The sequence below is a fragment of the Vreelandella profundi genome (assembly GCF_019722725.1).
Lineage (GTDB): Bacteria > Pseudomonadota > Gammaproteobacteria > Pseudomonadales > Halomonadaceae > Vreelandella > Vreelandella profundi.
The window spans coordinates 3,156,021-3,179,358 of the sequence record NZ_CP077941.1 but is presented as its reverse complement, the minus strand read 5'-3'; the positions used below and the strand labels follow the sequence as shown (position 1 = coordinate 3,179,358).

Here is a 23,338-nt window from a genome sequence, read left to right as displayed (position 1 = left end):
AAAAGTGGCTGTATTATCAAAAAATAATGGTGCTTCCCGCCACAGGTGTCAAACGGCCATGATCGATAATCGGCCCGGTTGGCTGGCCTTCGGGAGCGCCCCCTTGGGGTTCAACGCTGACTGCTAAGTCGGCATTAAATAACTGTGCGCGCAGCTCAGCGCTGGGTTGGAGGCGTCGGCTGCCTTGCTCAGGTAGCAGGCCTAGCGAAATAGGTGTGCCATCGGCAATCAACCACAGCTCGCCGGTCTGCTCGTTGCCGACTTGAGTTGGTTGAATCGCTTGTACTATTAACTCACCCCCCTGGGTAGCGCTAATAATCCAGCCTGGCGTGCGCGACTCGTCCTGAACCACGAACACCGCTTCTCCTTCAGGCGGCGAAGTCAGCTCAGCTTGTTGCCACAGAAGGCCCAGCGCGACAGCGATTAACCCAAAACTGGCAGCCATCGCCTGCCAAGCGCCTAAACGCTGCCACCACGGAGTGGTACGCGTCCCCGTCGCATGGGTAATGCGCTGCCAAATCTCTTTTGGTGGCGTTTTAGGATCAAGGCGCTCATTAAACAGCTGTAGATGCTCGCGCCAGTCGTCTACGTCATTACGCACGTCATGGCTGACAGCCAGCAGCGCTTCAAAGCGTGCCTTCTGGTCGCTGTTCAGCACTCCCAGCACGTACTCGCCAGCGGCTAGATGGCGTTCCTCAGGGCTGGTTAAATCCCACTGGTCAGACATGTTTTTAACCTCTCGAGTCCACGGCGAATCCAGCTTTTAACGCTACCCAGTGGCTGGGCTAAGGAGTCGGCCAGTTCGCTGTGGGTTAGCCCCTGAAAGAAGGCCATTTCCATCACCTGGCGCTGCTGGCGGCTAAGCGTGTCTAAACAGTCTTGAAGCTTGCTGTTCTGCTGTGCGCTCATGCTGTCGTCTTCAGGGTCATCGGTGCCAAACAGTGTTTCCAGCAACGGCTCATTAGCGGTTGCATCCTGTGGTTTTTGGCGTCGCAACCAGTCAATACCAATGTTGCGAGTCATCGTTGACAGCCACGTCATCGGTTTAGCCCGCGTTTCATCATATTGGTCGGCAGCGTGCCATATCTTGATAAATACATGTTGTAGGCAGTCCTGTGCAGCGCTCTCGTTTCTGACTATACGCAGCAACTGCGCATACAGATGCGACGATGAGGCACGATAGAGGCGTTCGAGGGCCTGGCGATTGCCATGCGCACAGCCATTGAGCTGGTCAATCAGGTATTGATGACGTTGAGTCGCGTCTAACATTCAGGCATCTCTGCAGAACGAACCGATCCACCAGTCTTGGCGAGTCGCGCGTTGAAGGCAAGCGTACTAGTGGCGATCAGCATAAAATTATTATGGGTAACGATGCATCCATATTGATATTAGGCACGTAAACCTTACTGAGCCTGCATTAACGAGGCCTTTAATTACAATCAGGAGATGCCAATATGAAACTTAAACTTCTTGCTGCAAGCCTTTGTGCGACGGCTTTATGGACAGGCGCCGCGATGGCTGACCATGGCGCAACGACGGTGGGCGGCGCTAGTATGCTTCCTGAGCGTAATATCATTGAGAACGCCGTTAACTCTGGTGATCATAAAACATTAGTTGCAGCAGTGCAGGCGGCTGAGCTGGTCGATGTGCTACAGGGCGAAGGTCCCTTTACTGTATTTGCCCCAACGGATGAAGCCTTCGCGGCTCTGCCTGCCGGGACAGTAGAGGCTTTGCTACAACCAGAAAATATAGAGCAACTCCAAACAGTTCTTACCTACCATGTGGTGCCTGGCAATCTCAATCGCGACGCGCTGTGGGAAGAAGTGATGGAGAAAGATGGCACCGTCGCGTTCCAAACAGTACAGGGCGAATACCTTACCGTGGTGCGTAACGGCAATAACCTGATGGTCATGGATGCCCAAGGTAACGGCGCTAACATTACCGTTATTGATGTGGCTCAGTCTAACGGCGTCATTCACGTTATCGATAGCGTTTTGATGCCCTAATGATCTGAATCTAACGACAATCAACGGTTACTCATAACGTGACCGGCAATCCCGCCGCTTTGTATAGCTAATCGGCGGGATTGTGGTTTCTTGACGGTCGTGTAAATGACTCGCGGGCAAGCGCTGCTTGGCGGCGTGTGACGCACATTGTGGAATGGTCATTAATGAGCCCCATCGCCTGCATAAACGCGAACGCGGTTGTTGGGCCCACAAACTTCCAGCCACGCTTTTTGAGAGACTTGGCTAGCGCTGTAGATGCTGACGAGGTCGTTTGTGTCTGCGGTTCTGTTAACGCATCTGATGATGGCTCAAACCCCCAGAAAAACGCGGCAAGCGACCCCTCCTGTTCAATCATTTCCAATGCGCGCTGCGCGTTATTAATGACGGCTTCGATTTTTCCGCGGTGGCGGATAATGCCTGCGTCCTGCAGCAAGCGCTGCACGTCGTCTTCGTTAAAGCGGGCGACTTGATAAATGTCGAAATGAAAAAAGGCCGCGCGAAAGTTCTCGCGCTTGTTAAGAATGGTGCGCCAGCTCAAGCCTGATTGAAAACTTTCCAAGCACAGCTTCTCAAACAGCCGCTGGTCGTTGTCGATCGGAAATCCCCATTCATTGTCATGGTAGGGAAGAAACTCGGGCGCACCGCCACACCATGCGCAGCGTGGGCGCCCATCGGGGGCGATAAACTCGTTAACCATCAGCGTTCACCTGTTAATCAAACCATTCTCGAGCGCTCGCCCTTACACGGCGAGATTGTTCAGGCGTACCTCCAATTGCTCCAAACGTTGTTTCAGTAGCCCTGGAAAGCGGGCATACCAGGTTTGATTGAGCGGGGAAGGGTGCGGCAGTGGGTAGAGTGTAAAGGTTTGCGCTTCGCCCCGGTCATCCTCCAGCGTCACCTCAATACTGCTTTCAAAGCGATTCTCTTGCTTCCAGAAGGCTTCCAGTCTATCGCGCTCCTCTTTTGAGCGGTCGATACCGAACCACAAGAAGGCTTCGCGCCCTAGCGTAATCAGCGTCCGTCCTTCCCAGCGTGAGATCAGAACCTCGTTCATAAGCCCGTGAAAGTGGCGCTTGACCTTCATCGACCACGCCTTATTGCCCACGGGCTTGTAGGGCACGGTGTTAATCCAGAAAAAGTGCTCACCCACCGCTTTTGATGTTTCAAAATCCGGCATTTTCTCGCCGTAGAGCTGTTCGTAAAGCGCTTTTCTGACTAACTGGCCACCGGCACCGATAAAGGGCTCGCCATGACGCACCTCATCGCGGCCAGGGTCGCGTCCGAAAAAGCCGATGCGCAGGTTCGGCTTGCCAAGCCCGATGATCGGCTTCAACGGATCGCGTCCGAAGCGCTCGTAGATTTCAATATCGATCCCTTCAATCTCTGCTGCCAGGCTCTTGAATCTCTCCTGCTGACGTGGGGTCAGTGACATATTGCCTCCTCCTTGTTGCCGCTGAGCGCTTGGTTCAATCAAACCATTCTTGAGCGGTACGCCATAGGCACATGCCGATGAAATAAGCGGATGCAATGGCCCATCCCCAGAACGCCCAGGCCGGCTGCTCGGGGCTGGAGAGCAACAGCGACGTGACGCATGCACACCACATTAGCGTGACGGCGATATTAAGCGGCATAAACAGACGCACCCGGAAAGGATGCAGAAACTTCATTTTTGTCACGGTGAGGATGGCTAGCAATACGACCGTGGCAAACGTGATGAACGGTGAGAGATCGAGAATATAGAAATAGGCGGCGGCGATATTCCAGGCTGCAGGAAAACCCACGAAGTAATTATCCTGACTTTTCATGCCCACGTTGCAGAAACAGAACATCGACGACAGCAGAATGATGAACACCGACAGCAGCGCAAAATAAGACGGCAATTCAACAAAGAAGTAGATAAACAGGGCGGGAATAAAGGCCCAGGTCAGGTAATCGATCACCATATCTAGGGTCGAACCGTCGAAATGGGGCAGGATGGCCTTCACTTCGTATTTACGGGCGAGTGCGCCATCGACACCATCCACCATCATCGCAGCGCCTAACCAGAGCAGGCAGGCGATCGGATCGTTGTCGATCAGCGACAGCAACGCCATCGTGCCAAGTAGCACTCCACTTGCCGTAAATGCGTGTACGCTCCATGCTTTGCATCGCGATGCGTGTGAGCCTGCTTGCGAAGAGAGCGGTTGAGCCACATTAACCCCGTTGAGAACATCGTGTTCTACTGTTGTTTGGTGTATGAATAAGTGTTTAAGTCGCTACATTACTATAAGTAGGCACCTAGAGAATACGCAGGCATGCTATCTAAGGAAGATTCCTGATGACTATCGTTCGTGCAGCAAACATTAATGACCAGGATGCCTTAACCGAGCTTTTGGATGGCTATCGTCAGTTTTATCAGCAGCCGAGTGATATACAGGCCGCTCGTGAATTTTTAAACCAACGGATGGGATTAGGCGATTCCTTCATTTTGGTAAGTGAAACCAGTGAAGGCACGCTCTCTGGCTTCGTGCAGCTTTACCCCGGTGTTTCTACGGTAGGCTTGAATGCGCGCTGGACGTTAAATGATCTGTTTGTATCACCCGATTGCCGCGAGAAAGGTACCGGTAGGGCGCTGATGAATGCCGCTACCCAGCTTGCTCGCGATCATGGCGTGCCACGCCTGATATTGATGACGCAGGTGGAGAACGAGCGAGCCCAACATCTTTATGAATCGTTGGGCTGGCAGCGCAATACGGCGTTTTACGGCTACCTATTAGACATCAAGTAATCATTATGGAGTTGTCTTAACCAAGCCACGGTGGGGTGATGACCTTAGCCGGTTCACGCTGCATGATGATCTTACCGTGGCGGACTGAAAGCAGTACTTCGCCTTGAGTGCGTAGCACGCTGTAGTCGTCCTCGCCCTCCAGCAGGTTGAAGCTGGCGGGCTTGCCCACTTCTATGCCATAGCGGTCTTCAATATTCATCGTGCGGGCGCTGTTATCAGTAATCAATGACAGCGCTTGGCTAAAGTCTTGGTAGCCCATCATCTGGCAGATATGCAGGCCGAAATCCAGCGTGCGCAAAAGTTTACCGTTACCCAGCGAGTACCAGGGGTCAAAGATAGAGTCTTCGGCAAAGCAGACGTTAATGCCCGCTGCGTTTAACTCTTTTACGCGGGTCACGCCGCGTCGTTTCGGGTAGGTATCGAAGCGACCCTGCAGGTGAATACTTTCGGTCGGGCAGGAAATAAAGTTGATACCCGAACGCTTGAGTAGCAAAAACAGTTTAGAGCAGTAGGCGTTGTCGTAAGAGTGCATCGCCGTGGTGTGGCTGGCGGTAACGCGGCTGCCTAAATCGTTAAACAGTGCTTCGCAGGCGAGCACTTCGAGAAAGCGTGAGTTGGGGTCATCAATTTCATCGCAGTGCACGTCCACCAAGCGGTCATATTTAATCGCTAGTTCAATCACCCGCTTCATCGAGGCGACGCCAAGCTCACGGGTATATTCAAAGTGGGGAATGCCGCCCACCACGTCAGCGCCTATCTCCAGCGCCTCTTCCATCAGCCTGTCGCCGCCGGGGTAAGAAAGTAGCCCATCCTGAGGGAAGGCCACTACCTGAATGTCGATTTTGTCCTTCAGCTCATCGCGCAAGGCGCACAGCGTTTTTATTCCTACTAAGCTAGGGTCGCTGGTGTCGGCATGGGTGCGCACAAACTGAACGCCGTTGCCAACCAGTAAGTTAAGCGTTTTTAGCACGCGCTCGCGAATATCCGCCTCTGTGAGCATGGGTTTTCGTTCGCCCCAGCGCTCAATGCCTTCAAACAGCGTGCCGCTTTGATTCCAGTTGGGCTCGCCCGCCGTAAGAGCCGCGTCCAAATGGATATGGGGCTCGATAAACGGTGCGCAAATAAGTTTGCCGCCAGCATCTATCTGCCCTTCACTTGGCATTTGCGGTGCATCTTGGGCAGTAATTGCGCTAAACGAACCGTTGTCTATTTCAAGGCGGTATAGCTCGGGGCGCTGGCGTAGGCGGGCGTTAATGATTTGCATAAAAGAACTCACTCATGGCTTAGCTGTCGAGGGGAGGCTATCGCTCAGCGTAGCGTGGTTTAAACGAAGCAGCACGGCGTAGCTTCCTGCTGCCACTACAACTCCCACCAACGGCGGCAGTAGTGGTGAGAAATAGGCTGCCCCGGCACCTAGCGCGTAGGCCGCAAGCCCACGGCGATTGAAGTCGGGGAGCCGAGCTTTATCGAGCGAGGGATAGTGACCTTTATGTTTGAGCCAGAAATCCGCCATGATCACGCCGCCCATCGGCGGAATAAAGGTGCCAAGCAGAACCAAAAAGGGGATGAGGAGGTTATACATTCCGCCGACGGCTAATACGGTTCCAATGACCGCACCGCCTACCGTCACCAAACGACGTTTCTCGGTACGCAGCAAATTGCAGCCTGCGACGGCGAAGTTATAGATCGTGTTGTCCTGAGTGGTCCAAATATTCAGAAACAGCATGAGTACCGCGATGGTGACAAATCCTTGGGCGATCAGCACATCGACGATATCCGCCTGCTGATAAATCATGGTGCCCAGCGCACCGGTGAGTACCATTAAGCCATTGCCGATAAAAAATGCCGCTAAGGTCGCAATGACGGCAGTTTTGGGGGTTTTAGCGAAACGACTCCAGTTGGTGGCCTGGGTGCCGCCACTGATAAACGTTCCGATAATGACGGTAATGGCGGCTGCTATGCTCATGCTTTCCGTCGGCGTTTGCTGACTTAATCCCGCGATGCCTCTTACATCAACCAGCCCGGTGAATAGGCTCATCAAAATAAACAGCATCATCGCCGGCACCGCGAAACGCGAAAGCCAGTCCATTCCTTTGTAGCCGATCATGGCGGTTACGCAGAAACCCAACCCAAATAGCACCATTAAGGGGATTTCCAACCATTCAGGCATCCCAGTGGTGCGTACTAACACTAACGCAATCGTAGCGGTGCCCCAGGCGTACCAGCCAATTTGAGTGAAACCAAGAATGAAGTCGGAGAGTTTGCTGCCTTTCTCGCCAAAGCAGAAGCGCCCCATTAGGACGGAGTTAAGCCCGCTTTTACAGGCGATATAAGCAAGCGTTGCTGCATAAGCACCCAGCAGTAAATTGCCTATCAGGATGATCCATAGCAGCTGGCCAATAGGAAAGGCTTGGCCCAGCGTGCCGCCAGCCCACATGGTGGCGGTGAAGAAGGTGAAACCCAACAAAATCATGGCGGTTGAAAATAGCCCTTTACGGGCATGGGTAGGAACTTCGCTGAGCGGATAGTCAGAGTGGTTCATGGCGGTGTACCCCGAAGTAAGTCCACAGCCTGTTAGCTGCTGGCTATATACGAAGCAAAAGCCGTGCCAAAGCGTCGATTCCTTAGTGCTAGTGGCCGCTGCGTTTAAAGACTTGCATCACGCTCCCATATAACCATGGCTTCTAAGCCATGAGAAGGGCTGTTAGTAAGTACGAGTCGAGCGTGCTGGCGCTTTGTCAGCTCGGCCACAATTGATAATCCTAGCCCGCTACCTGTAATGCTCTGATCAGTGGCTCTGCGAAACCGCTCAGTGACTTTATCGAGTAAGTGCTCAGCAAGCCCCGGCCCCGTATCGCGGACAATAAGGTGTGGCGATGAATTTGAATACACTAGCTCCACTTCGATAGAGCCTCCCGCTGGTGTGTAGCGAAGTGCGTTATCTAAGAGATTACGAAACAGAATTTCGACCTCTGTTTTATCAGCATATATTTCTAAACGCGTTAGACCCTTTAACGCCAAGTGTTGCTGCTTGGCCTCCACCAGCGGCCATAGCTCGGCGATTAATTCGGCAACGAGAGGGTAGAGATCAATAGCGGTTGATGGGCTGGTCGTTAATCGATCCAGGCGCGCCAAGATAAGTAGCTGCTCCACCACTCGTTGAAGTCGTTCAACACCAATATAGGCTTTTTGTAATGATTGTTGCTCGCCAGCCTGAGCGTTATCCAGATGAATACGTAACGCCGCGAGCGGCGTGCGCATTTCATGAGCGGCATCAGCCGTAAAGCGTCGTTCGCGTTCGAGTGTTTCTGCGAGCCTGGTAATGAAGCCGTTTAAGGATTGATGAAGGCCTTTCAGTTCTTTCGGGACATGACCGTCAAGTTGACGTAAATCACGCGCATTGCGCTGCTTAACTTGGCCGGAAAGAGCGCTGATCGGACTAAGACCACGCCGGATAATACGGCTGATAAACCATAATAAGATGGGGAATAGAGCCAACATCGGCAATAGGTTGTTCCAGGTAATGCGCTCAACCACTGCATCATGAAAGGTACTTTGTAAACCCATACTAATCCAGGTATCGCTAGCAACGTCGAACATGCTGAAAACTCGCCAGCGCTGTCCATCGTATGCTTCCCAACGATAGCCTTCTTGGCTGGGCGAAGGAAAAGGGCCGGCATCATTCCACCTGCCGCCTAACAGGCTGGGTGAGCCATCAGCATTCCAGAAACCTAGAACGAGCTTTAGCTCCTCTTCATGATAAAGCTTGGCCGAGGCGCTATCGATGGCGGGTGATTCCACTGCCTTGCCGTCTTGGTACAGCTGAGCAGCATGCCCTGGAAGGCTCATGCGTGACGCCATGCGAGCATAGTCGTCGGCTGAAGCATCAGGATTAAGTTGTCCCGCCACAATGCGGCTATGCAAACTTAGCTGCGTGTCGAGTATTTCTTCTAACTCATGATCAGTAATTAAGTAGGCTGCCGTCACCGCGATTCCTCCGGCAACCGCTAAAGCGAGTGCTAACGCGAGTACTAAATAACGCCGAATAGAAGTCATGTTGCGCTGCTATCAAGGCGGTAGCCGATACCACGCACATTAATGATCAGATGCTTTGTGAGCTTTTTACGCAAATGGTGGATGTGCACCTCAACAGCATTAGATTCCACTTCATCTTCCCAGCCGTAGAGCAGGCTTTCCAGACGTGGTCGAGATAAAACTCTGTCGGCATGGCGTGCAAGCTCTAAGAGCAACGCATATTCTCGTCGCCCCAGCTTTACCTCTTCGCCGTGCCAGTGTACGCAGTGCTGCGCTTCGTCGATACACAGTTTGCCTACCGTTAGTGCCTGAGAAGCACGCCCTTCAGAACGCCGCGTTATTACCCGTAATCGCGCTAATAATTCATGCAAATCAAACGGCTTTAGGACGTAGTCATCAGCGCCCGCATCTAACCCACGAATACGATCCTCGATGGCGTCGCGCGCAGTCAGAATAAGAATGGGCAGCGTTGACTGCTTGCGCAGAAGGTGAAGAACTTGCATGCCGTCCATATCGGGTAACCCAAGGTCCAAAACGATAACGCTGAATGCCTCGCTACTAATGGCGCTAATCGATTCATGCCCATTTTTAAACCAGTCGACGGTATAGCCCTCTCGCTCCAGAGCCGTCTTAATACCGTCACCTAGTAGCGGATCATCCTCGATCAACAGTAACCGCATGTGTCTTCCTCTATAGCCTGTGCGCATATAGTCGCTTTCGAAACTTAAGCCTTCCTTAACACTATCTATTTTCACCAAATAAAAATTATTTTATGTGCCATTTTCAACGCTTAACTGTTCGTTAAGTTATTGCGCTCAAGCTAGCCGCCTATGAATGAGTAAACTTTTTTACTTCCATTCAGCGTCATCTAGACTTTATGGAGTGCCGTTATATGTTGTTACTCACACGTATTAGAACAAATCCCTTTTTAAAAACACAGGCACGGAAACTAGAAAAGTGTTTTAAGCGTTTATTGCTTGCTGGCCTGCGTCATACGCTCAAAGCACCAGCAGCAGAAACCGTTGATAGTTTGAAAGACATCAACAGCATTTTGATTATTCGTCCCAATTTTCGTCTCGGAAATGCACTCATTAGCACGCCTGTTATTGATGCGCTCCGGGAGCGGTTCCCCTCAGCACGCATTGACTATCTGGCAACAGATAAAACACTACCTCTGCTTCAGCAACGTCCTGTCGATAATTTTTATTCTTTGTCGCGAACCGCCATTCTAAGGCCTTGGCAGTGCCTGTCATTATTGCGCCTGCTGCGGTCAAAACGCTACGACCTGGCGGTACAAGTAAGCGCCGGGTCAACAACGGGCTTTATCGCGACGCGGTTCATTCATGCACGGTACAGCATGGGCGCGGGAAAAGGTAAGCATCGCCGGTATAGCGTTGAAGCAGAAGCAGGCGGCACCCATACCTACGATGCCGTTACCAGTTTGGCGAAGGCGCTGGGTGTCGATTGCCGTAATCGGCCTCTGTTACAGCTAGCGCCACAAGAGCGCGAACATGCCTTAGTGCAGCTAAGCGAACTTTTTGTATTAAAGCAGAGCCCTCGGAGCGACAAAGATTTCGTTGCTTTATTTGTAGGAGGGCACCAAAAGAAGCGGTGGCCGTTAACATACTGGCTGACGTTGCTGGACGCGTTAGAAACGTTAGAGCGACATTACGTGGTTTTTCTGGGCCCTGAAGAGTTTAGGTTTTCACAGGCACTTCAACAGCGATTAGCCACTTCTAAACAGGGTGTTCTGTGTCAGCCACGCCCGATACGTGAGTTTGCCGCCATGTTGGAGCGAGCTTGCGTACTGGTAACGCCAGACTCAGGGCCTATGCACTTAGCCGCTGCTCTCGATGTACCAACGATTTCACTTGTGCGTGTACGAGGATCTCTGGCGTTCATACCACGAGAGCCGTACGACACCATGCTATGGCAACCGGATGTAAGTACGGTGCTGCGCGCTATTCAATCAATAGCAACTGTTCTGCCGGACAGCCCACGCTTCACTCAGTGGCAAGCTGCTTAATGAATGCTGATCGATTTTGTAAGCATGTTTATTTTCGGAGATTGTTCTTTGGAAACGTCAGTTACATCTTCTAAAGCTAACGGCAGTGGATATAAACGAATTTTTCGTGCGTTTGTTAATGCCATGTCGGGTATCCATTTTTGCTGGACTAACGAGGCAGCCTTTAGGCAAGAAGTTTTGCTAAGCGCTGTTCTTTATCCGTTGATATTTATGTTTGATATCAGCTCGGTTGAAAAAGCATTGCTGTTTGCATCGCTTTCCTTTGTGCTTATTGTTGAACTTCTTAATTCAGCGATTGAAGCGACGATAGACCGCATTGGGCTTGAGCATAATGTGCTAAGCGGCCGCGCTAAAGATATGGGCGCATCCGCCGTGCTTATGGCTATTATGATGACGGTAGGAGTATGGCTGTGCGTCTTGATCGGATAAGCTTTCCTGCCAGGATAGGTTTTTCGTGGCTTTTATTTTTTGTTTTCATGTCTGTGTTCAGTATGGTCGACGTTGACTTTAAAGTAGCTGATATTATCTATGCGTTAGAAGACCATCGTTGGAGTCTTCAAAGCAGTTTCATCGCTCAGGACGTTATTCATCAAGGCGGTAAAACGTTAAGTCTTTGTCTTGGTATTGCCGTGCTGTGCTTATTATCCATCAGTGTTTTACGCACAGAGTGGCGGAATCTTCGCCGTCCTTTGCTTTATCTTTTTTTGGCCACGTTGCTGTCAACATTAGCCGTGTCAGTGTTGAAGCATACCATCAGCATGGAATGCCCCTGGGATTTGTCCCGCTATGGCGGTGCCGCCAACTTTGTGGGCCTGCTAGACAAACGTCCTGCTTTCATGGCTGCTTCGGCTTGCTTTCCTGCAGGGCATGCCAGCGCGGGCTATGCATGGATTTCGCTGTACTTTTTCTTCGCGGCAATAAAGCCCGAATGGCGGTGGAAAGGCCTTGCTTTCGGGCTGGCGATGGGAGGCATCTTCGGCGTTGGACAACAGTTGCGAGGCGCTCATTTCCTTTCTCATGACCTATGGACAGTGATGATTTGTTGGACGGTCAGTTTTGCAATGGCTCACGTGATGTTGACTGGCAGCGCATTGCGTCATAAATATCAACCTACCGGGCATGCGCTATGAATAAATATATAGTATTGGCAGGCCAAAGAAGTAAGCAGGTGATTAACTATCGCCCACGTTTGAGTCCTGAAGCGCTAACGCTAGCGGTCGTCTTGCTTTTTACTCTTTTTTATAACCTTTCTTTTTGGCAGGAAGTATTCAGTGATTATGCCCTGAATGACTGGCGCTCATGGGGTAATGTTGCTGGCCTTTTTGTTGTGTTAACGAGCTTGCAATATGTTGTGTTTGTTGTTTTGGCATTTCGATTATCGGTTAAGTTGCTGCTTTCTATACTGGTAATAATTGCCTCTTGTGTCAGCTATTTTACAGGCAACTACGGCACCTATTTTGACACATCAATGATAGATAATGTGCTGCAGACCGATATGCAGGAAGCACGAGAGCTTTTTACCGCCGGTTTCTTTATGCATTTGCTAACCTTTGGCGTGTTTCCCATTGCCATTATCTGGCGCGTTCAAATAATAAAAACATCGCTGGCAACGTCTATTGTTCGGCATCTTAGCTATATGTTGATGGGTTTAGTGTTTCTGATAGTTTCTGTTTTTATGGCGTATCAAGGGCTTTCTTCACTCATGCGTAACGATAAGGCGCTGCGGTATTTAGTGACGCCAGGTAATTATATTGTTTCCATGGCGCAAGTGCTGGCCAGTAGCGGCCCCATTACGGATACACCACGGCTTCCGGTAGGCATTGATGCCACGATGGTGGCCCACCCGGGAGAAAAGCCGATGCTGCTAGTGATCGTGGTAGGTGAAACGGTACGAGCGGCAAACTGGGGCCTAAACGGCTATGAACGCCAAACAACGCCTATGTTGGATCAGCAGGCGGCGCTGGTTAATTTTCCTAACATGGTTTCATGCGGGACAAGTACGGCGGCGTCCTTGCCCTGCATGTTTTCCGAACGTGGCCACGATAACTATGACAAGGCCTACGCCCAGCAGCATGAGTCATTGCTGGATGTGTTAAAACACGCAGGCCTGGACGTCACGTGGCTAGATAATCAGTCAGGCTGTAAAGGCGTTTGTGATGGCGTCACGTCCACAACGCTGGCATCCGATGATTATCCTGCGCTGTGTGATGAAGGACGCTGCTTGGATGAAGCACTGGTTGAGGCGCTAAGCCGTCAGATTGAGACGGTGCCAAGTAATAGTAAGGTTGTTGTGCTGCATCAGCTAGGCAATCATGGGCCGAGTTATTACCAGCGCTATCCGTCCGCGTTTGAGTATTACACGCCCACATGCATGACTTCTGATTTGTCACAGTGTTCGCAGGCATCTATTACCAATAGCTACGATAATTCGCTGCGCTATACCGATAGCGTGCTGAGCCAGGTGATCGACACCTTATCTGAGCAGTCAGGCTATGAGGCTGCCATGATTTATGTCTCTGATCATGGCGAGTCACTGGGCGAAAAAGGCCTGTATCTACACGGTATTCCCTATTCGATCGCACCGGATGAGCAAACGAGAGTGCCTATGGTGTGGTGGCTTTCTCCTGCAATGGCAAGGCGCCAACAGATAGATACGACGTGTTTGGGCCAGGTCGCGGCAAATCCCGCATCACATGACAATTTTTTTCACAGCGTGCTTGGCTTACTTGACGTAACGACTGATGTTTATCAGCAGGGGCTAGACATCAGCCAGCCATGTCGTGAGTCGCACGCCGTTAGCAGTTAATATACTAGTTAATAGAGCGTAGTAACTAGAGCGTAGTGAATAGTTAACGGTGCTTAAGTGATCGTTAAGTATTTAGGCAGCATGATGTCTCCACTCTCTTCGAGATGGGATATATCGACATGCATACGACGCTTTTAGCTAGGTCCAGATTGTTCTTGCTGGGGCAGCGATGGCCAAAGCTCGCGAGTCTGATACGTGGCCAGAGTAGTGATGAGGGTGATGATGCTCGTTATTATTGGCAGCTTTCTATATCCACGAGTATTAGCTTCGTTATTCTACTAGCTTCGCTGCCTTGGCTGTTTATCAGCGGGCCGGTTGAGGCAATCCTGGCAATATTCAGCGCCCTGACCGGGGCCACTGCGCAGCTTTTGAGGTTTTACGCGCGTGGAACACGTGGGCTTGGCGCCCACGTGAGCATAGATGACGAATTTATAGGTGCGCTGGAGGCATTAGGAGTAGCGGGAATCGGGGCACTAATAATGTTATATCTGCTGGTTTAGCGCTTCCACAACTTCGTCGATCTGCATCGCTAGGCTCTGCAGGCCACCACCGGAGAGATACCAGAGAGCGGGCGTGAGGAGTACGATTTTCGTGTCGGCTCCAGCGGCGTCAAGCGCTTGCGCGAGTGCTTCTGCGTCAGCGGGCTCTTCGCCAATCGCCGCGCTGCGGTCAATCACCAGCACCACGTCTGGGGCAATCTCGGCAATCGCGTCAGGGGTAAGCGGCGTGAAGGTACGAGTGCCGCGCGTTTCACTGGTCACGCTATCGGGCATCTCAAGGGCTGCAACGCCCAATACCTCATGCACTATCGGATGTTGATTAAGCATCAAGTGGCCGCCGTTGTGTGTTACCACCAGCGTGCGAGGGGCGTCACTTAACGCTTCGCGCTGAGTTTCAATGCTGGCGTGTAGCGCTTCAAGGGCTTCTTCGGCGCGCGCTTCGGCGTCTATCTTACTGGCAACCTGGCGAACATTTTCATCGAAGGATGCCAGGTAATCATCATTTTGTAAGCTGGTATTCAGCAGCGGAGCGATCTCTGCCAACTCGGCTTCCCAGTCGCTTTGGCGGCCGGTATAAAGAATCAAGCTCGGTTCGCTTTGTGCAATGGCTTCAAGGTCGGGACTTTTTAGTCCGCCTAAGTCGATATATGCATCGCCGCTATAGGTCGATAAATAATCAGGCAGGATCTGCTTGGGAATGCCGACTACCTGCTCACTGGCGCCTAGCGCATCCAGTGTGTCTAGGCTGCCTAGATCAAATGTGGCAATGCGCTGATCGGCAGTAGCGGCGGCGGCAACTGAGCAAAGCAGCGTTGCCGCGAGCGTTTTTGTAAAAGCTGGAGAGAAAAGCGGAGACATCATCAGGCTTCCTTTATGAGAAAATTTATAAGAAAAAATTGCATATGCGATAGTTTCTCATTTTCTCAAGAATGCCGTACTTTGTCGCTATTTGTTGAAGGAACGGAGTGTTGCAATAAGTGCCACCGCCCTTGAACGATGCTGGCGGTGGCGCTGGGTAACGTGAGTTGCTTTAGCTTGCGACCTGGAAAGGGTTGCGCGGATCGTTATCCCAGGCCAGGAAGGGTTGGCCGGTTTCTTGAGGCACCATGGTGATACAGTTTTCTACCGGGCAGGTGATCTGGCACAGGTTGCAGCCCACGCATTCATCTTCAATCACCTCGTAGCGGCGGGCACCGTCTTGCTCGACTAGCTTAGCAATCGACTGATGCGACGTGTCTTCGCAGGCGATATAGCAACGGCCGCACTCAATGCACAAGTCCTGGTCGATCTGGGCAATGGTTTTGAAGTTAATATCCAGATGTTTCCAGTCAGTGGTTTGCGGTATCGCCTTGCGGGAAAACGCCTCAATCGAGTCGTAGCCTTTTTCCCCCATCCAACGCGAAAGGCCGTCCTTCATCTCTTCTACAATCCGAAAACCGTTGAGCATTGCCGCGGTACATACCTGAACGCTGCCCGCGCCCAGGGCGATAAACTCCGCCGCATCCCGCCAGTTTGAAATACCGCCAATGCCGGAAATGGGCAGCGTGGGGGTCGCCGGGTCGCGGGCAATTTCAGCCACCATGTTCATGGCGATAGGCTTCACGGCACTGCCGCAGTAGCCACCGTGAGTGCTTTGATGGCCCACCGTCGGCTTGGCGACCATGGCATCAAGGTCAATGCTGGTAATGGAGTTAATGGTGTTGATCAACGATACCGCATCAGCACCGCCGCGCAGCGCTGCCTGGGCGCCCACGCGAATATCGGTAATGTTGGGCGTCAGCTTCACAATCACCGGTTTGGAGTAGTGCTTCTTGCACCAGTAGGTGACTTTCTCGATTAGATCCGGGTTTTGGCCTACCGCTGCGCCCATGCCGCGCTCCGGCATGCCGTGGGGGCAGCCCAGATTAAGTTCGATGCCGTCTGCGCCGGTCGCTTCCACAAGCGGCAAAATATACGCCCAGGCCTCTTCATTACACGGCACCATGATGGAAACGATCAGCGCCCGGTCGGGCCAATCCTTCTTCACCTGAGTGATCTCTTGCAGGTTGATCTCCAGCGAACGGTCGGTAATCAGCTCAATGTTGTTAAAGCCGATCACCTCGCGATTTTTGCCGTAATGCGCTGAATAGCGCGAAGAAACGTTGACCGCCGCCGGCTCTTCACCGAGGGTTTTCCATACTACGCCGCCCCAGCCCGCCTCATAGGCGCGTACGACGTTGTAAGCTTTGTCGGTAGGCGGGGCGGAGGCCAGCCAGAACGGGTTGGGGGCTTTAATGCCCGCAAAGTTAACCGATAAATCGACGCCGTTAACGATCCTATCGCCGCTGTTTTTCTTGCCTGGAAAAGAGAGGGAAGTGAAAGGTGTCGTGTTCATGCGGCCTCCTGCTTAGCGGCAAGCGCTTGATGAATGGCGTGAGCGGCCAATTTGCCGTGCTGCACGGCTTGAACGGTGAGGTCCTGGCCGGGTTTTACGCAGTCGCCGCCCGCATAAACATTGGGTAAAGAGGTGCGAAACATCTCATCGACATGGATGCGCTCGCCGTCTCGATCAAGTTCGCTAGCGGTGGTGTCGCGTAGGCTTTTGCCTTCAAAACCTTGACCAATCGCCGTGAAAATTGCATCGGCGGCAATCTCAAACGTTTCGCCCGTCGATGTGAGGCGGCCCGCTTGCTCAACGGTGTTGGCAAAGCGCATTCCCGCGACCCGCCCTTGGGTATCCAGCAAAATTTCATCGGGCTGTGCCCAGGTCACTAAGCGCACGCCGTTGGCCTTGGCGATGTCCTGTTCGTGATCGGTAGCCGACATCGCGTCAACGCCGCGGCGGTACACCAGCGTGACCTCGGTGGCGCCTAAGCGAGCCATTTGGGTGGCCATATCAATGGCGGTATTGCCCGCGCCGATGACGATGCAGCGTTTGGAGACGGGCAGGCTGCCCAGATCAGTGGCTTGGCGCAACGTTTTTATGTACTCAACCGCGGGCATTAAACCGGGTGCTTCTTCGCCGGTGAGACCTAAAGCGCGGCTGGCACTCAGGCCTAAGCCGAGAAACACGCTATCGTATTGCTGATGGAGCGTGGCCAGTTCGAGATTGTCGCCCAGGCGCTGGCCGTACTGGATGTCGATGCCGCCAATCTCGAGTAAAAAAGCGACTTCCTTGTGCGCAAAGTCATCGGTCATTTTATAGCGGGCAATGCCGTACTCGTTCAGCCCGCCGGGTTTTTGTTCAGCTTCAAAGATCGTTACCTGATGGCCTAACATGGCTAAACGGTGCGCACAGGATAAACCTGCCGGCCCGGCGCCTACCACGGCGATATGACGACCGGTGGTGGCCGCGCGCTTGAACGGGTGGTGTTCGAACTGCATGTGATCGGTGGCATGACGCTGTAAAAGACCAATTAATACGGGCTGGCACTCGGCATCGTGATTGCGCACGCAGCTACGCTCGCAGAGTATCTCAGTGGGGCACACGCGAGCACAGCTGCCGCCCAGAATATTAGCTTCCAGAATCGTTTCAGCCGCGCCGTTGATATTGCTGTCACTGATTTGGCGAATAAAGCTGGGGATGTCGATATCCGACGGGCACGCCTCAACGCAGGGCGCGTCATAGCAGTAGAGACAGCGCTGGCTTTCGATTATCGCCTGGCGCTGGGTGAGCGGCGGATGAAGATCGCTAAAGTTGTTAGCCAGCGTTTGTGGGTCGTAGGTGCCGACCTCTTTTGCGCTGGGCAGGTAGTCCAGTGGATTGGTCACGGTGTTACTCCCATTCTTTCGGCTTTTTTGCTTTTTATTGGCTGACTTTTAGCGCTTTACGGCAACCGGTGTATTCAACTCCGCACGTTTGGCCAGCAGCTCGAATACACCGGGGTAGGCGGGGCGTTTTAGGTAGCGGCCCGCACCGCGTTCAGCGTGTAGCTCGCCATCCCGCCATACCCATTTCCCTTGGCTAATCGTGTGGCGGGCGATACCGCGGACTGTTTTACCCTCGAAGATGTTGAAGTCGACGTTCTGGTGATGGGTTTTGGCGGAGATGGTGCGGGTGCCGTTGGGATCCCACACCACGATATCGGCGTCGGCACCGACTTGAATGGCACCCTTGCGTGGGTAGAGATTGAAAATCTTGGCGGTGTTGGTCGAGGTGATGGCGACAAATTCCTGGGGCGAAAGTCGGCCGGTGTTAACGCCTTCATCCCAAAGCACCGCCAGCCGGTCTTCGACACCGGCGGTGCCGTTGGGTATTTTGGTGAAGTCATCCTTGCCGGCCGCTTTTTGCTCCTCGCAGAAACAGCAGTGGTCGGTGGCGGTCGTTTGTAGATTGCCGGACTGCAGGCCGTGCCAAAGTGCTTCCTGGTGGCCTTTAGGCCGGAAGGGGGGGCTCATCACGTGGGCCGCTGCGGTTGCCCAGTCCGCGTGTTGGTAGACGCTGTCATCAATCAGCAAATGGCCTGCCAAACACTCGCCAAACACCTGATGACCCTGCTGGCGGGCGTAGGCAATTTCATCCACCGCATCTTTCGTAGAAACATGCACCAGGTAAACCGGCGCGCCTAGCGTGCTGGCAATACGAATCGCGCGGCTGGCGGCTTCGCCTTCTACTTGAGGCGGGCGAGAAAGCGGGTGCGCCTCCGGCCCCGTAATGCCTTGAGCGAGCAATTTTTGCTGCATGTGGTACACCAGCTCGCCGTTTTCGGCGTGTACCGTGGGAATGGCGCCTAGCTCTAAACAGCGCGAAAAGCTTTCCACCAGAATGTCATCGGTGGCCATAATGGCGCCTTTATAGGCCATAAAATGCTTGAAACTGTTAACGCCATGCTCGCGCACCAGAGTGCCCATTTCCTCTTTAACGCTTTCATCCCACCAAGTAATGGCCACGTGGAACGCGAAGTCAGTGGCGGCTTTTTCTGCCCAGCCTTGCCAGGTTTCGAAGGCTTCCAGCAGCGATTGGCCGGGGCTGGGGATGACAAAGTCGATAATCGTGGTGGTGCCGCCTGCCATGGCAGCGGCGGTGCCGGTGTAAAAATCCTCGCTGGCCACCGCGCCCATAAACGGCATCTGCATATGGGTATGGGGGTCAATGCCACCGGGCATCACCAGCTGGTCGCTGGCGTCAACAATCTCGCAGCCTTCAGGGACGTCTAAATCAGTACCAATCGCATGAATCTTGCCGTCTACACACAGCACGTCGGCCCGGTAAGTATCGGCGTGGGTGACCACCGTGCCGCCCTTGATTAATAAGCTCATTGTTCACTCCTTGTAAGAATTTATTAAGTAGGGCTACTCGCCGTCGGTGAGGCGGGTGTAGGTCTCGGGGCGGCGATCGCGAAAAAACTGCCAGTTGTTACGGGCCTCTCGCACCATATCTAAATCAATCTCGTGCACTAGCAGCTCGTCTTCGCTCTCGCTAGCCTGGGCTTCGATTTTGCCGCGAGGATTGACGATGTAGCTGGAACCGTAGAAATCGCCGATGTTCCACGGCGCTTCCGTGCCGACGCGGTTGATGGCGGCAATAAAGCAGCCGTTGGCAGCCGCGGAGGCCGGCTGCTCTAGCTCCCACAGGTATTGAGAAAGCCCTGCCACGGTGGCGGAAGGGTTGAAAATTACTTCAGCGCCGTTGAGCGCCAGCGCCCGCCAGCCTTCGGGGAAGTGACGGTCGTAGCAGATATACACGCCAATTTTGCCGTAGGCGGTATCAAACACCGGCCAGTTGGATTGCCCTGGTTTGAAGAAGAACTTCTCCCAAAAGCCGGCGACTTGAGGAATATGCGTTTTGTGATATTTGCCCAGGTAGCTGCCATCGGCATCGAACACGGCGGCGGTGTTGTAGTAAACGCCGGTCTCGGTTTCTTCATAGATCGGAACAATAATCACCATGCGATGCTCGGCGGCCAGTTTTTGCATCATCTGGCAGGTAGGGCCTTCGGGAACGCGCTCGGCGGCGGCGTACCATTTGCCGTCTTGGCTAGGGCAAAAGTACGGCTGATTAAAGACTTCCTGAAAGCACAGCACCTGCACGCCCTGGTCGGCGGCTTGCTGAATCATCGGTAGATGGGCTTCGTTCATCGCATCGCGAATGGCCTCGGGCGAAAGCTCGGTGCTGGTTTTCAAGCCCATTTGAATTAAGCCGATTTTCATCTTCTGCATTAGACGCTCCCTCTGATTGTTGGTGTAAAGCGTTTGTTTAGGTCTTAAGCGTTATCTAATAAAGCTGACAATCAAGACAGCTTTTATTAAAAGTATCGCTGGCTTGGTGGTTTTAGCAAGCCATCATTCATTGTTTTTTAAATTAGGGTTAACTCTTTGAGTTTGTTTGACTTTATTTCTTTAAATGGAAGGATTCGCTCTTTTGGTGAGCGTGCGCACCGTTTTGGAGTTTTTTATTAACTGTTTTAAATCAATTGTTTATGTATTTTTTAAGTCTTATTTTAAACGCCGTGATGTTTAAAGTTGGTGCAAATATTTTTTTTGATCTAGCTTTGTCTAGTCGACGTTTGTTAGAGGAACAACATCGTCAAAGATAAAAAGCTAATAATAATATTGTTGTCCACCAAGGCAGCTTTTTAATCAATGAGTTAACTGGCATGCTCGCTTAGCTAGGCACGCTTATTGCTTTGAATCTCGTCTAGGACGTTTCACTGACCGTGGGAAGTAAGGTTTGCCTGACGTTAGCCGCTGTCGCTGGTGTTCAGGCATCGCCTAGGTTGGACAACGCAGTGCTGAGGAGATACAAAAATGCCAGAAACAACCTCTCAGATGATTGATCGAGATGGTCTGATTGAGCTTGAGGTAGGGAGCGATGTACGCAACAGCTCGCGCTTTAATGACGATATTGCACCGACCCAGGCCAGCGAGCGCACCTGGAGCAAATGGAATATCGCCGCCCTGTGGGTCGGCATGTCGATCTGCGTGCCCACCTACACACTGGGCGGCGTATTAACCGCCTACTTTGGCTTAAGCGTGGGCGAGGCGTTATTCGCTATTCTCTTGGCGAATATCATCGTACTGATTCCGCTGACGTTGAACGCCTTTCCGGGTACCAAGTTTGGTATTCCTTTCCCCGTGGTGTTGCGTTCCTCCTTCGGCATTTTAGGCTCTAACGTGCCCTGTCTGGTGCGGGCGTTGGTGGGCTGTGGCTGGTTTGGTATTCAAACGATGTTTGGCGGCCTGGCGATTCACCTGCTGCTTTCAGAGCTGGTGCCTGCTTGGGCAGCACTGGGTGGTATCGGTGAGGTTATTGGCTTTTTTGTCTTTGGTGCGATGAACCTTTACGTAGTTATTCGCGGGGCTGAATCGATCAAATGGCTGGAAACATTGGCCGCTCCACTGCTGCTTGCGGTGGGTATCGGGCTAATGATGTGGGCATGGCCGAATATGTCGATGACCGAGCTTCTCGCGCAGCCGCCATCGCGCCCTGAAGGGGCGTCGGTTTACGGCTATTTTTTCGCGGGTTTGACCGCCATGGTCGGCTTTTGGGCCACGCTATCGCTTAATATCCCCGATTTCAGCCGCTTTGCGAAAAGCCAAAAAGACCAAATTGTTGGTCAAGTCATCGGCCTGCCGCTGACGATGTTCTTCTTTGCGGCACTCGGGGTGGTGTTGACCGCCGCTTCTGAGACATTAGTGGGCCAAACCGTTGCCGATCCGGTGCGCTTAATTGGCTATATCGACAGCCCCTTCTGGGTAGTGATGGCGATGCTGCTGATCATTATCGCTACCATTTCTACCAATACCGCCTCGAATATTGTTTCGCCCACCAATGATTTCCAGAACATTGCGCCCAAATTTATTAATCAAACCCGCGGCGTATTGATGACCGGCGCGGTGGGCGTGCTGCTGATGGGCTACGATCTTTTGCAAAAAGCAGGAATGATCTCTCAAGGTGTTTCCCTTGAGCAGATGTATTCGAACTGGCTGCTTGGCTATTCCAGTCTGTTGGGGCCCATTGCCGGGATTATGGCAGTGGATTATTTCCTGATTAAAAAGCAGCGTCTGGATATACCCAGTCTTTATATGGATAACCATGCCTATCCAGCGGTAAATATCGCAGGCTTTATTGCTTTTGGCGTGCCGGTGCTGCTCACGTTAATGTCGCTAGTCACAGGCACCATGAACTGGTTTTATGACTACGGTTGGTTCACAGGCTCAGCGCTGGGAGCGATTGTTTACTACGTGGCGAGTCACGCGTTGGCATCGTCCCCACAGGTCGGGCCCGTGCCCGTCATGGCGCGTGACGCAGCAGAGCAGCGTTCATAAAGCGTACGGTTTTTTTCTCACTCTGCGTTTTTAATAAAACTTAAAAACGCATCCACTACGCGATTAGGGCGCCGGTCGTGGCGGGTGATGAGCACAAAAGGAATGCGGTAGTGCTGGGTGCTTGCATGTAGCGCCCGCATCTTGCCGGCGGCCACCCACTGGGCCGCCACGTGCTCGGGTAGAAAACCGATGAAACGTCCGGTAAGAATCAAAAAGGCCGCCCCTTCACGGTCTGATGCTGAGGCGCGCAGGCAAAGCGCCTCATGGGCCTCGCGCGCTGCTGCAGGTAGCGGATAGCGCGGCGAAATAGCCGGGTATTGGGCAATATTGGCAGCATCATCGTCAGGCTCAGAAAAAAGAGGATGCTTCGCTGCGCAGTAAAGATACGAAGGCTCGTCGTAGAGGTGCCGAGTTTCTAAGCTGGTCGGTAGATTCACCGCAGGCACGACGCCAACGTGAAGATGGCCATCCATCACGCCTCGAATCACCGCATCGGAAGGCTCCATATGAATATGCAGCGTGACATCATGCGCCGGTGCACTCAGCTCGGCCAGCGCATTGGTGACATGCATGGCCGGTAACGTGACCAAATTATCGGTAATGCCAATATTAAGCTCGCCTTTAATCGTTTGATGCAGGGCATTGACGTCGCTTTTAAAGGTTTCCAGCGCAGTGAGCAGCGTAAGCCCTGCCTGATAAATCTCTTTCCCTTCTTCGGTTAAGCTAAACCCCCCGCGTCCTCGCTGGCAGAGCGAAAATCCTAGCCGACCTTCCAGGTCATTCATGTGCTGGCTAATCGCCGAGCGGCTAATGCCAAGCGTCGTTTCAGCCGCGGTAAAGCCGCCGCACTCGACAACCGTTTTAAAAATACGAATTAAGCGTATTTCGTAGTCGCTCATTTGACCTAGCGTTGCCATCACAGTCCCTGGATATCTAAATAATTGATATATA

22 protein-coding genes are annotated in these 23,338 nt (G+C 52.6%); 7 read left to right on the top strand and 15 right to left on the bottom strand.

Features of this window, described 5'->3' with window-relative positions:
* Positions 1-16: 16 nt before the first annotated feature.
* Complete coding sequence (locus tag KUO20_RS14525; protein ID WP_235040549.1) at positions 17-727, bottom strand: anti-sigma factor; 711 nt, start codon at positions 725-727, stop codon at positions 17-19.
* Positions 706-1,269, bottom strand: coding sequence for an RNA polymerase sigma factor (locus KUO20_RS14520; protein ID WP_235040548.1), 564 nt, complete (start codon positions 1,267-1,269; stop codon positions 706-708). The genes KUO20_RS14525 and KUO20_RS14520 overlap by 22 nt, the downstream gene beginning before the upstream one ends.
* A 185-nt stretch (positions 1,270-1,454) precedes the next feature.
* On the opposite strand from KUO20_RS14520, the gene KUO20_RS14515 reads away from it, so the two are divergent.
* Entirely contained in the window at positions 1,455-2,006 is a 552-nt protein-coding gene (locus KUO20_RS14515) for a fasciclin domain-containing protein (RefSeq protein ID WP_235040547.1), read from the top strand.
* 67 nt (positions 2,007-2,073) lie between these two features.
* Here KUO20_RS14515 and KUO20_RS14510 read toward each other — a convergent pair whose 3' ends face one another.
* Genes KUO20_RS14510 through pcsA form a run of 3 tightly spaced genes read right to left on the bottom strand, consistent with a single transcriptional unit; the run spans position 2,074 to position 4,198 of the window.
* Positions 2,074-2,703, bottom strand: a complete 630-nt coding sequence (locus KUO20_RS14510; RefSeq protein ID WP_235040546.1) for a DNA-3-methyladenine glycosylase I — start codon at positions 2,701-2,703, stop codon at positions 2,074-2,076.
* Between the two features lie 42 nt (positions 2,704-2,745).
* Positions 2,746-3,438, bottom strand: a complete 693-nt coding sequence (locus tag KUO20_RS14505; RefSeq protein ID WP_235040545.1) for a uracil-DNA glycosylase family protein — start codon at positions 3,436-3,438, stop codon at positions 2,746-2,748.
* Between the two features lie 34 nt (positions 3,439-3,472).
* The gene (pcsA, locus tag KUO20_RS14500) at positions 3,473-4,198 is read right to left on the bottom strand and encodes a phosphatidylcholine synthase (protein WP_337926494.1); all 726 of its coding nucleotides are present in this window, start codon (positions 4,196-4,198) and stop codon (positions 3,473-3,475) included.
* Positions 4,199-4,323: 125 nt separating this feature from the next.
* Between pcsA and KUO20_RS14495 the strand changes: the two genes are divergently transcribed.
* On the top strand, positions 4,324-4,773 hold the full coding sequence (locus tag KUO20_RS14495; RefSeq protein ID WP_235040543.1) for a GNAT family N-acetyltransferase: 450 nt from the start codon (positions 4,324-4,326) through the stop codon (positions 4,771-4,773).
* Between the two features lie 16 nt (positions 4,774-4,789).
* On the opposite strand, the gene codA is transcribed toward KUO20_RS14495, so the two are convergent.
* The 4 genes from codA to KUO20_RS14475 all read right to left on the bottom strand — a co-directional run bounded on the left by codA (position 4,790) and on the right by KUO20_RS14475 (position 9,488).
* A complete protein-coding gene (gene codA / locus KUO20_RS14490; RefSeq protein WP_235040542.1) occupies positions 4,790-6,037 on the bottom strand; it encodes a cytosine deaminase in 1,248 nt (415 codons plus the stop codon).
* Between the two features lie 12 nt (positions 6,038-6,049).
* On the bottom strand, positions 6,050-7,315 hold the full coding sequence (gene codB / locus KUO20_RS14485) for a cytosine permease (protein WP_235040541.1): 1,266 nt from the start codon (positions 7,313-7,315) through the stop codon (positions 6,050-6,052).
* 104 nt (positions 7,316-7,419) lie between these two features.
* Entirely contained in the window at positions 7,420-8,829 is a 1,410-nt protein-coding gene (locus tag KUO20_RS14480) for an ATP-binding protein (RefSeq protein WP_235040540.1), read from the bottom strand.
* A complete protein-coding gene (locus KUO20_RS14475; RefSeq protein WP_235040539.1) occupies positions 8,826-9,488 on the bottom strand; it encodes a response regulator in 663 nt (220 codons plus the stop codon). The genes KUO20_RS14480 and KUO20_RS14475 overlap by 4 nt, the downstream gene beginning before the upstream one ends.
* A 212-nt stretch (positions 9,489-9,700) precedes the next feature.
* Here KUO20_RS14475 and KUO20_RS14470 point away from each other — a divergent pair, with 212 nt between their 5' ends.
* Genes KUO20_RS14470 through KUO20_RS14455 form a run of 4 tightly spaced genes read left to right on the top strand, consistent with a single transcriptional unit; the run spans position 9,701 to position 13,640 of the window.
* On the top strand, positions 9,701-10,834 hold the full coding sequence (locus KUO20_RS14470; protein ID WP_235040538.1) for a glycosyltransferase family 9 protein: 1,134 nt from the start codon (positions 9,701-9,703) through the stop codon (positions 10,832-10,834).
* Positions 10,835-10,837: 3 nt separating this feature from the next.
* Positions 10,838-11,263, top strand: coding sequence for a diacylglycerol kinase (locus tag KUO20_RS14465; protein WP_235040537.1), 426 nt, complete (start codon positions 10,838-10,840; stop codon positions 11,261-11,263).
* Positions 11,239-11,964, top strand: a complete 726-nt coding sequence (locus KUO20_RS14460) for a phosphatase PAP2 family protein (protein WP_235040536.1) — start codon at positions 11,239-11,241, stop codon at positions 11,962-11,964. Before KUO20_RS14465 ends, KUO20_RS14460 begins: the two co-directional genes overlap by 25 nt.
* Positions 11,961-13,640, top strand: a complete 1,680-nt coding sequence (locus KUO20_RS14455; RefSeq protein ID WP_235040535.1) for a phosphoethanolamine transferase — start codon at positions 11,961-11,963, stop codon at positions 13,638-13,640. The genes KUO20_RS14460 and KUO20_RS14455 overlap by 4 nt, the downstream gene beginning before the upstream one ends.
* Before the next feature lie 482 nt (positions 13,641-14,122).
* On the opposite strand, the gene KUO20_RS14450 is transcribed toward KUO20_RS14455, so the two are convergent.
* The 5 genes from KUO20_RS14450 to KUO20_RS14430 form a co-directional block, all read right to left on the bottom strand.
* Positions 14,123-15,001 (bottom strand): ABC transporter substrate-binding protein, encoded by an 879-nt coding sequence (locus KUO20_RS14450; RefSeq protein ID WP_235040534.1) that lies wholly within the window; start codon positions 14,999-15,001, stop codon positions 14,123-14,125.
* A 169-nt stretch (positions 15,002-15,170) separates the two neighbouring features.
* Positions 15,171-16,514, bottom strand: a complete 1,344-nt coding sequence (gene preA / locus KUO20_RS14445) for an NAD-dependent dihydropyrimidine dehydrogenase subunit PreA (RefSeq protein WP_235040533.1) — start codon at positions 16,512-16,514, stop codon at positions 15,171-15,173.
* Positions 16,511-17,890: an NAD(P)-dependent oxidoreductase gene (locus KUO20_RS14440; protein WP_235040532.1), complete on the bottom strand. Its 1,380-nt coding sequence runs from the start codon at positions 17,888-17,890 to the stop codon at positions 16,511-16,513. The genes preA and KUO20_RS14440 overlap by 4 nt, the downstream gene beginning before the upstream one ends.
* 48 nt (positions 17,891-17,938) lie before the next feature.
* A complete protein-coding gene (hydA, locus tag KUO20_RS14435) occupies positions 17,939-19,378 on the bottom strand; it encodes a dihydropyrimidinase (RefSeq protein WP_235040531.1) in 1,440 nt (479 codons plus the stop codon).
* 33 nt (positions 19,379-19,411) lie between these two features.
* On the bottom strand, positions 19,412-20,278 hold the full coding sequence (locus KUO20_RS14430; RefSeq protein ID WP_235040530.1) for a nitrilase-related carbon-nitrogen hydrolase: 867 nt from the start codon (positions 20,276-20,278) through the stop codon (positions 19,412-19,414).
* A gap of 588 nt (positions 20,279-20,866) precedes the next feature.
* Here KUO20_RS14430 and KUO20_RS14425 point away from each other — a divergent pair.
* A complete protein-coding gene (locus tag KUO20_RS14425; protein ID WP_235040529.1) occupies positions 20,867-22,387 on the top strand; it encodes an NCS1 family nucleobase:cation symporter-1 in 1,521 nt (506 codons plus the stop codon).
* Between the two features lie 17 nt (positions 22,388-22,404).
* On the opposite strand, the gene KUO20_RS14420 is transcribed toward KUO20_RS14425, so the two are convergent.
* Positions 22,405-23,304 (bottom strand): LysR family transcriptional regulator, encoded by a 900-nt coding sequence (locus KUO20_RS14420; RefSeq protein WP_235040528.1) that lies wholly within the window; start codon positions 23,302-23,304, stop codon positions 22,405-22,407.
* Positions 23,305-23,338 lie beyond the last annotated feature (34 nt).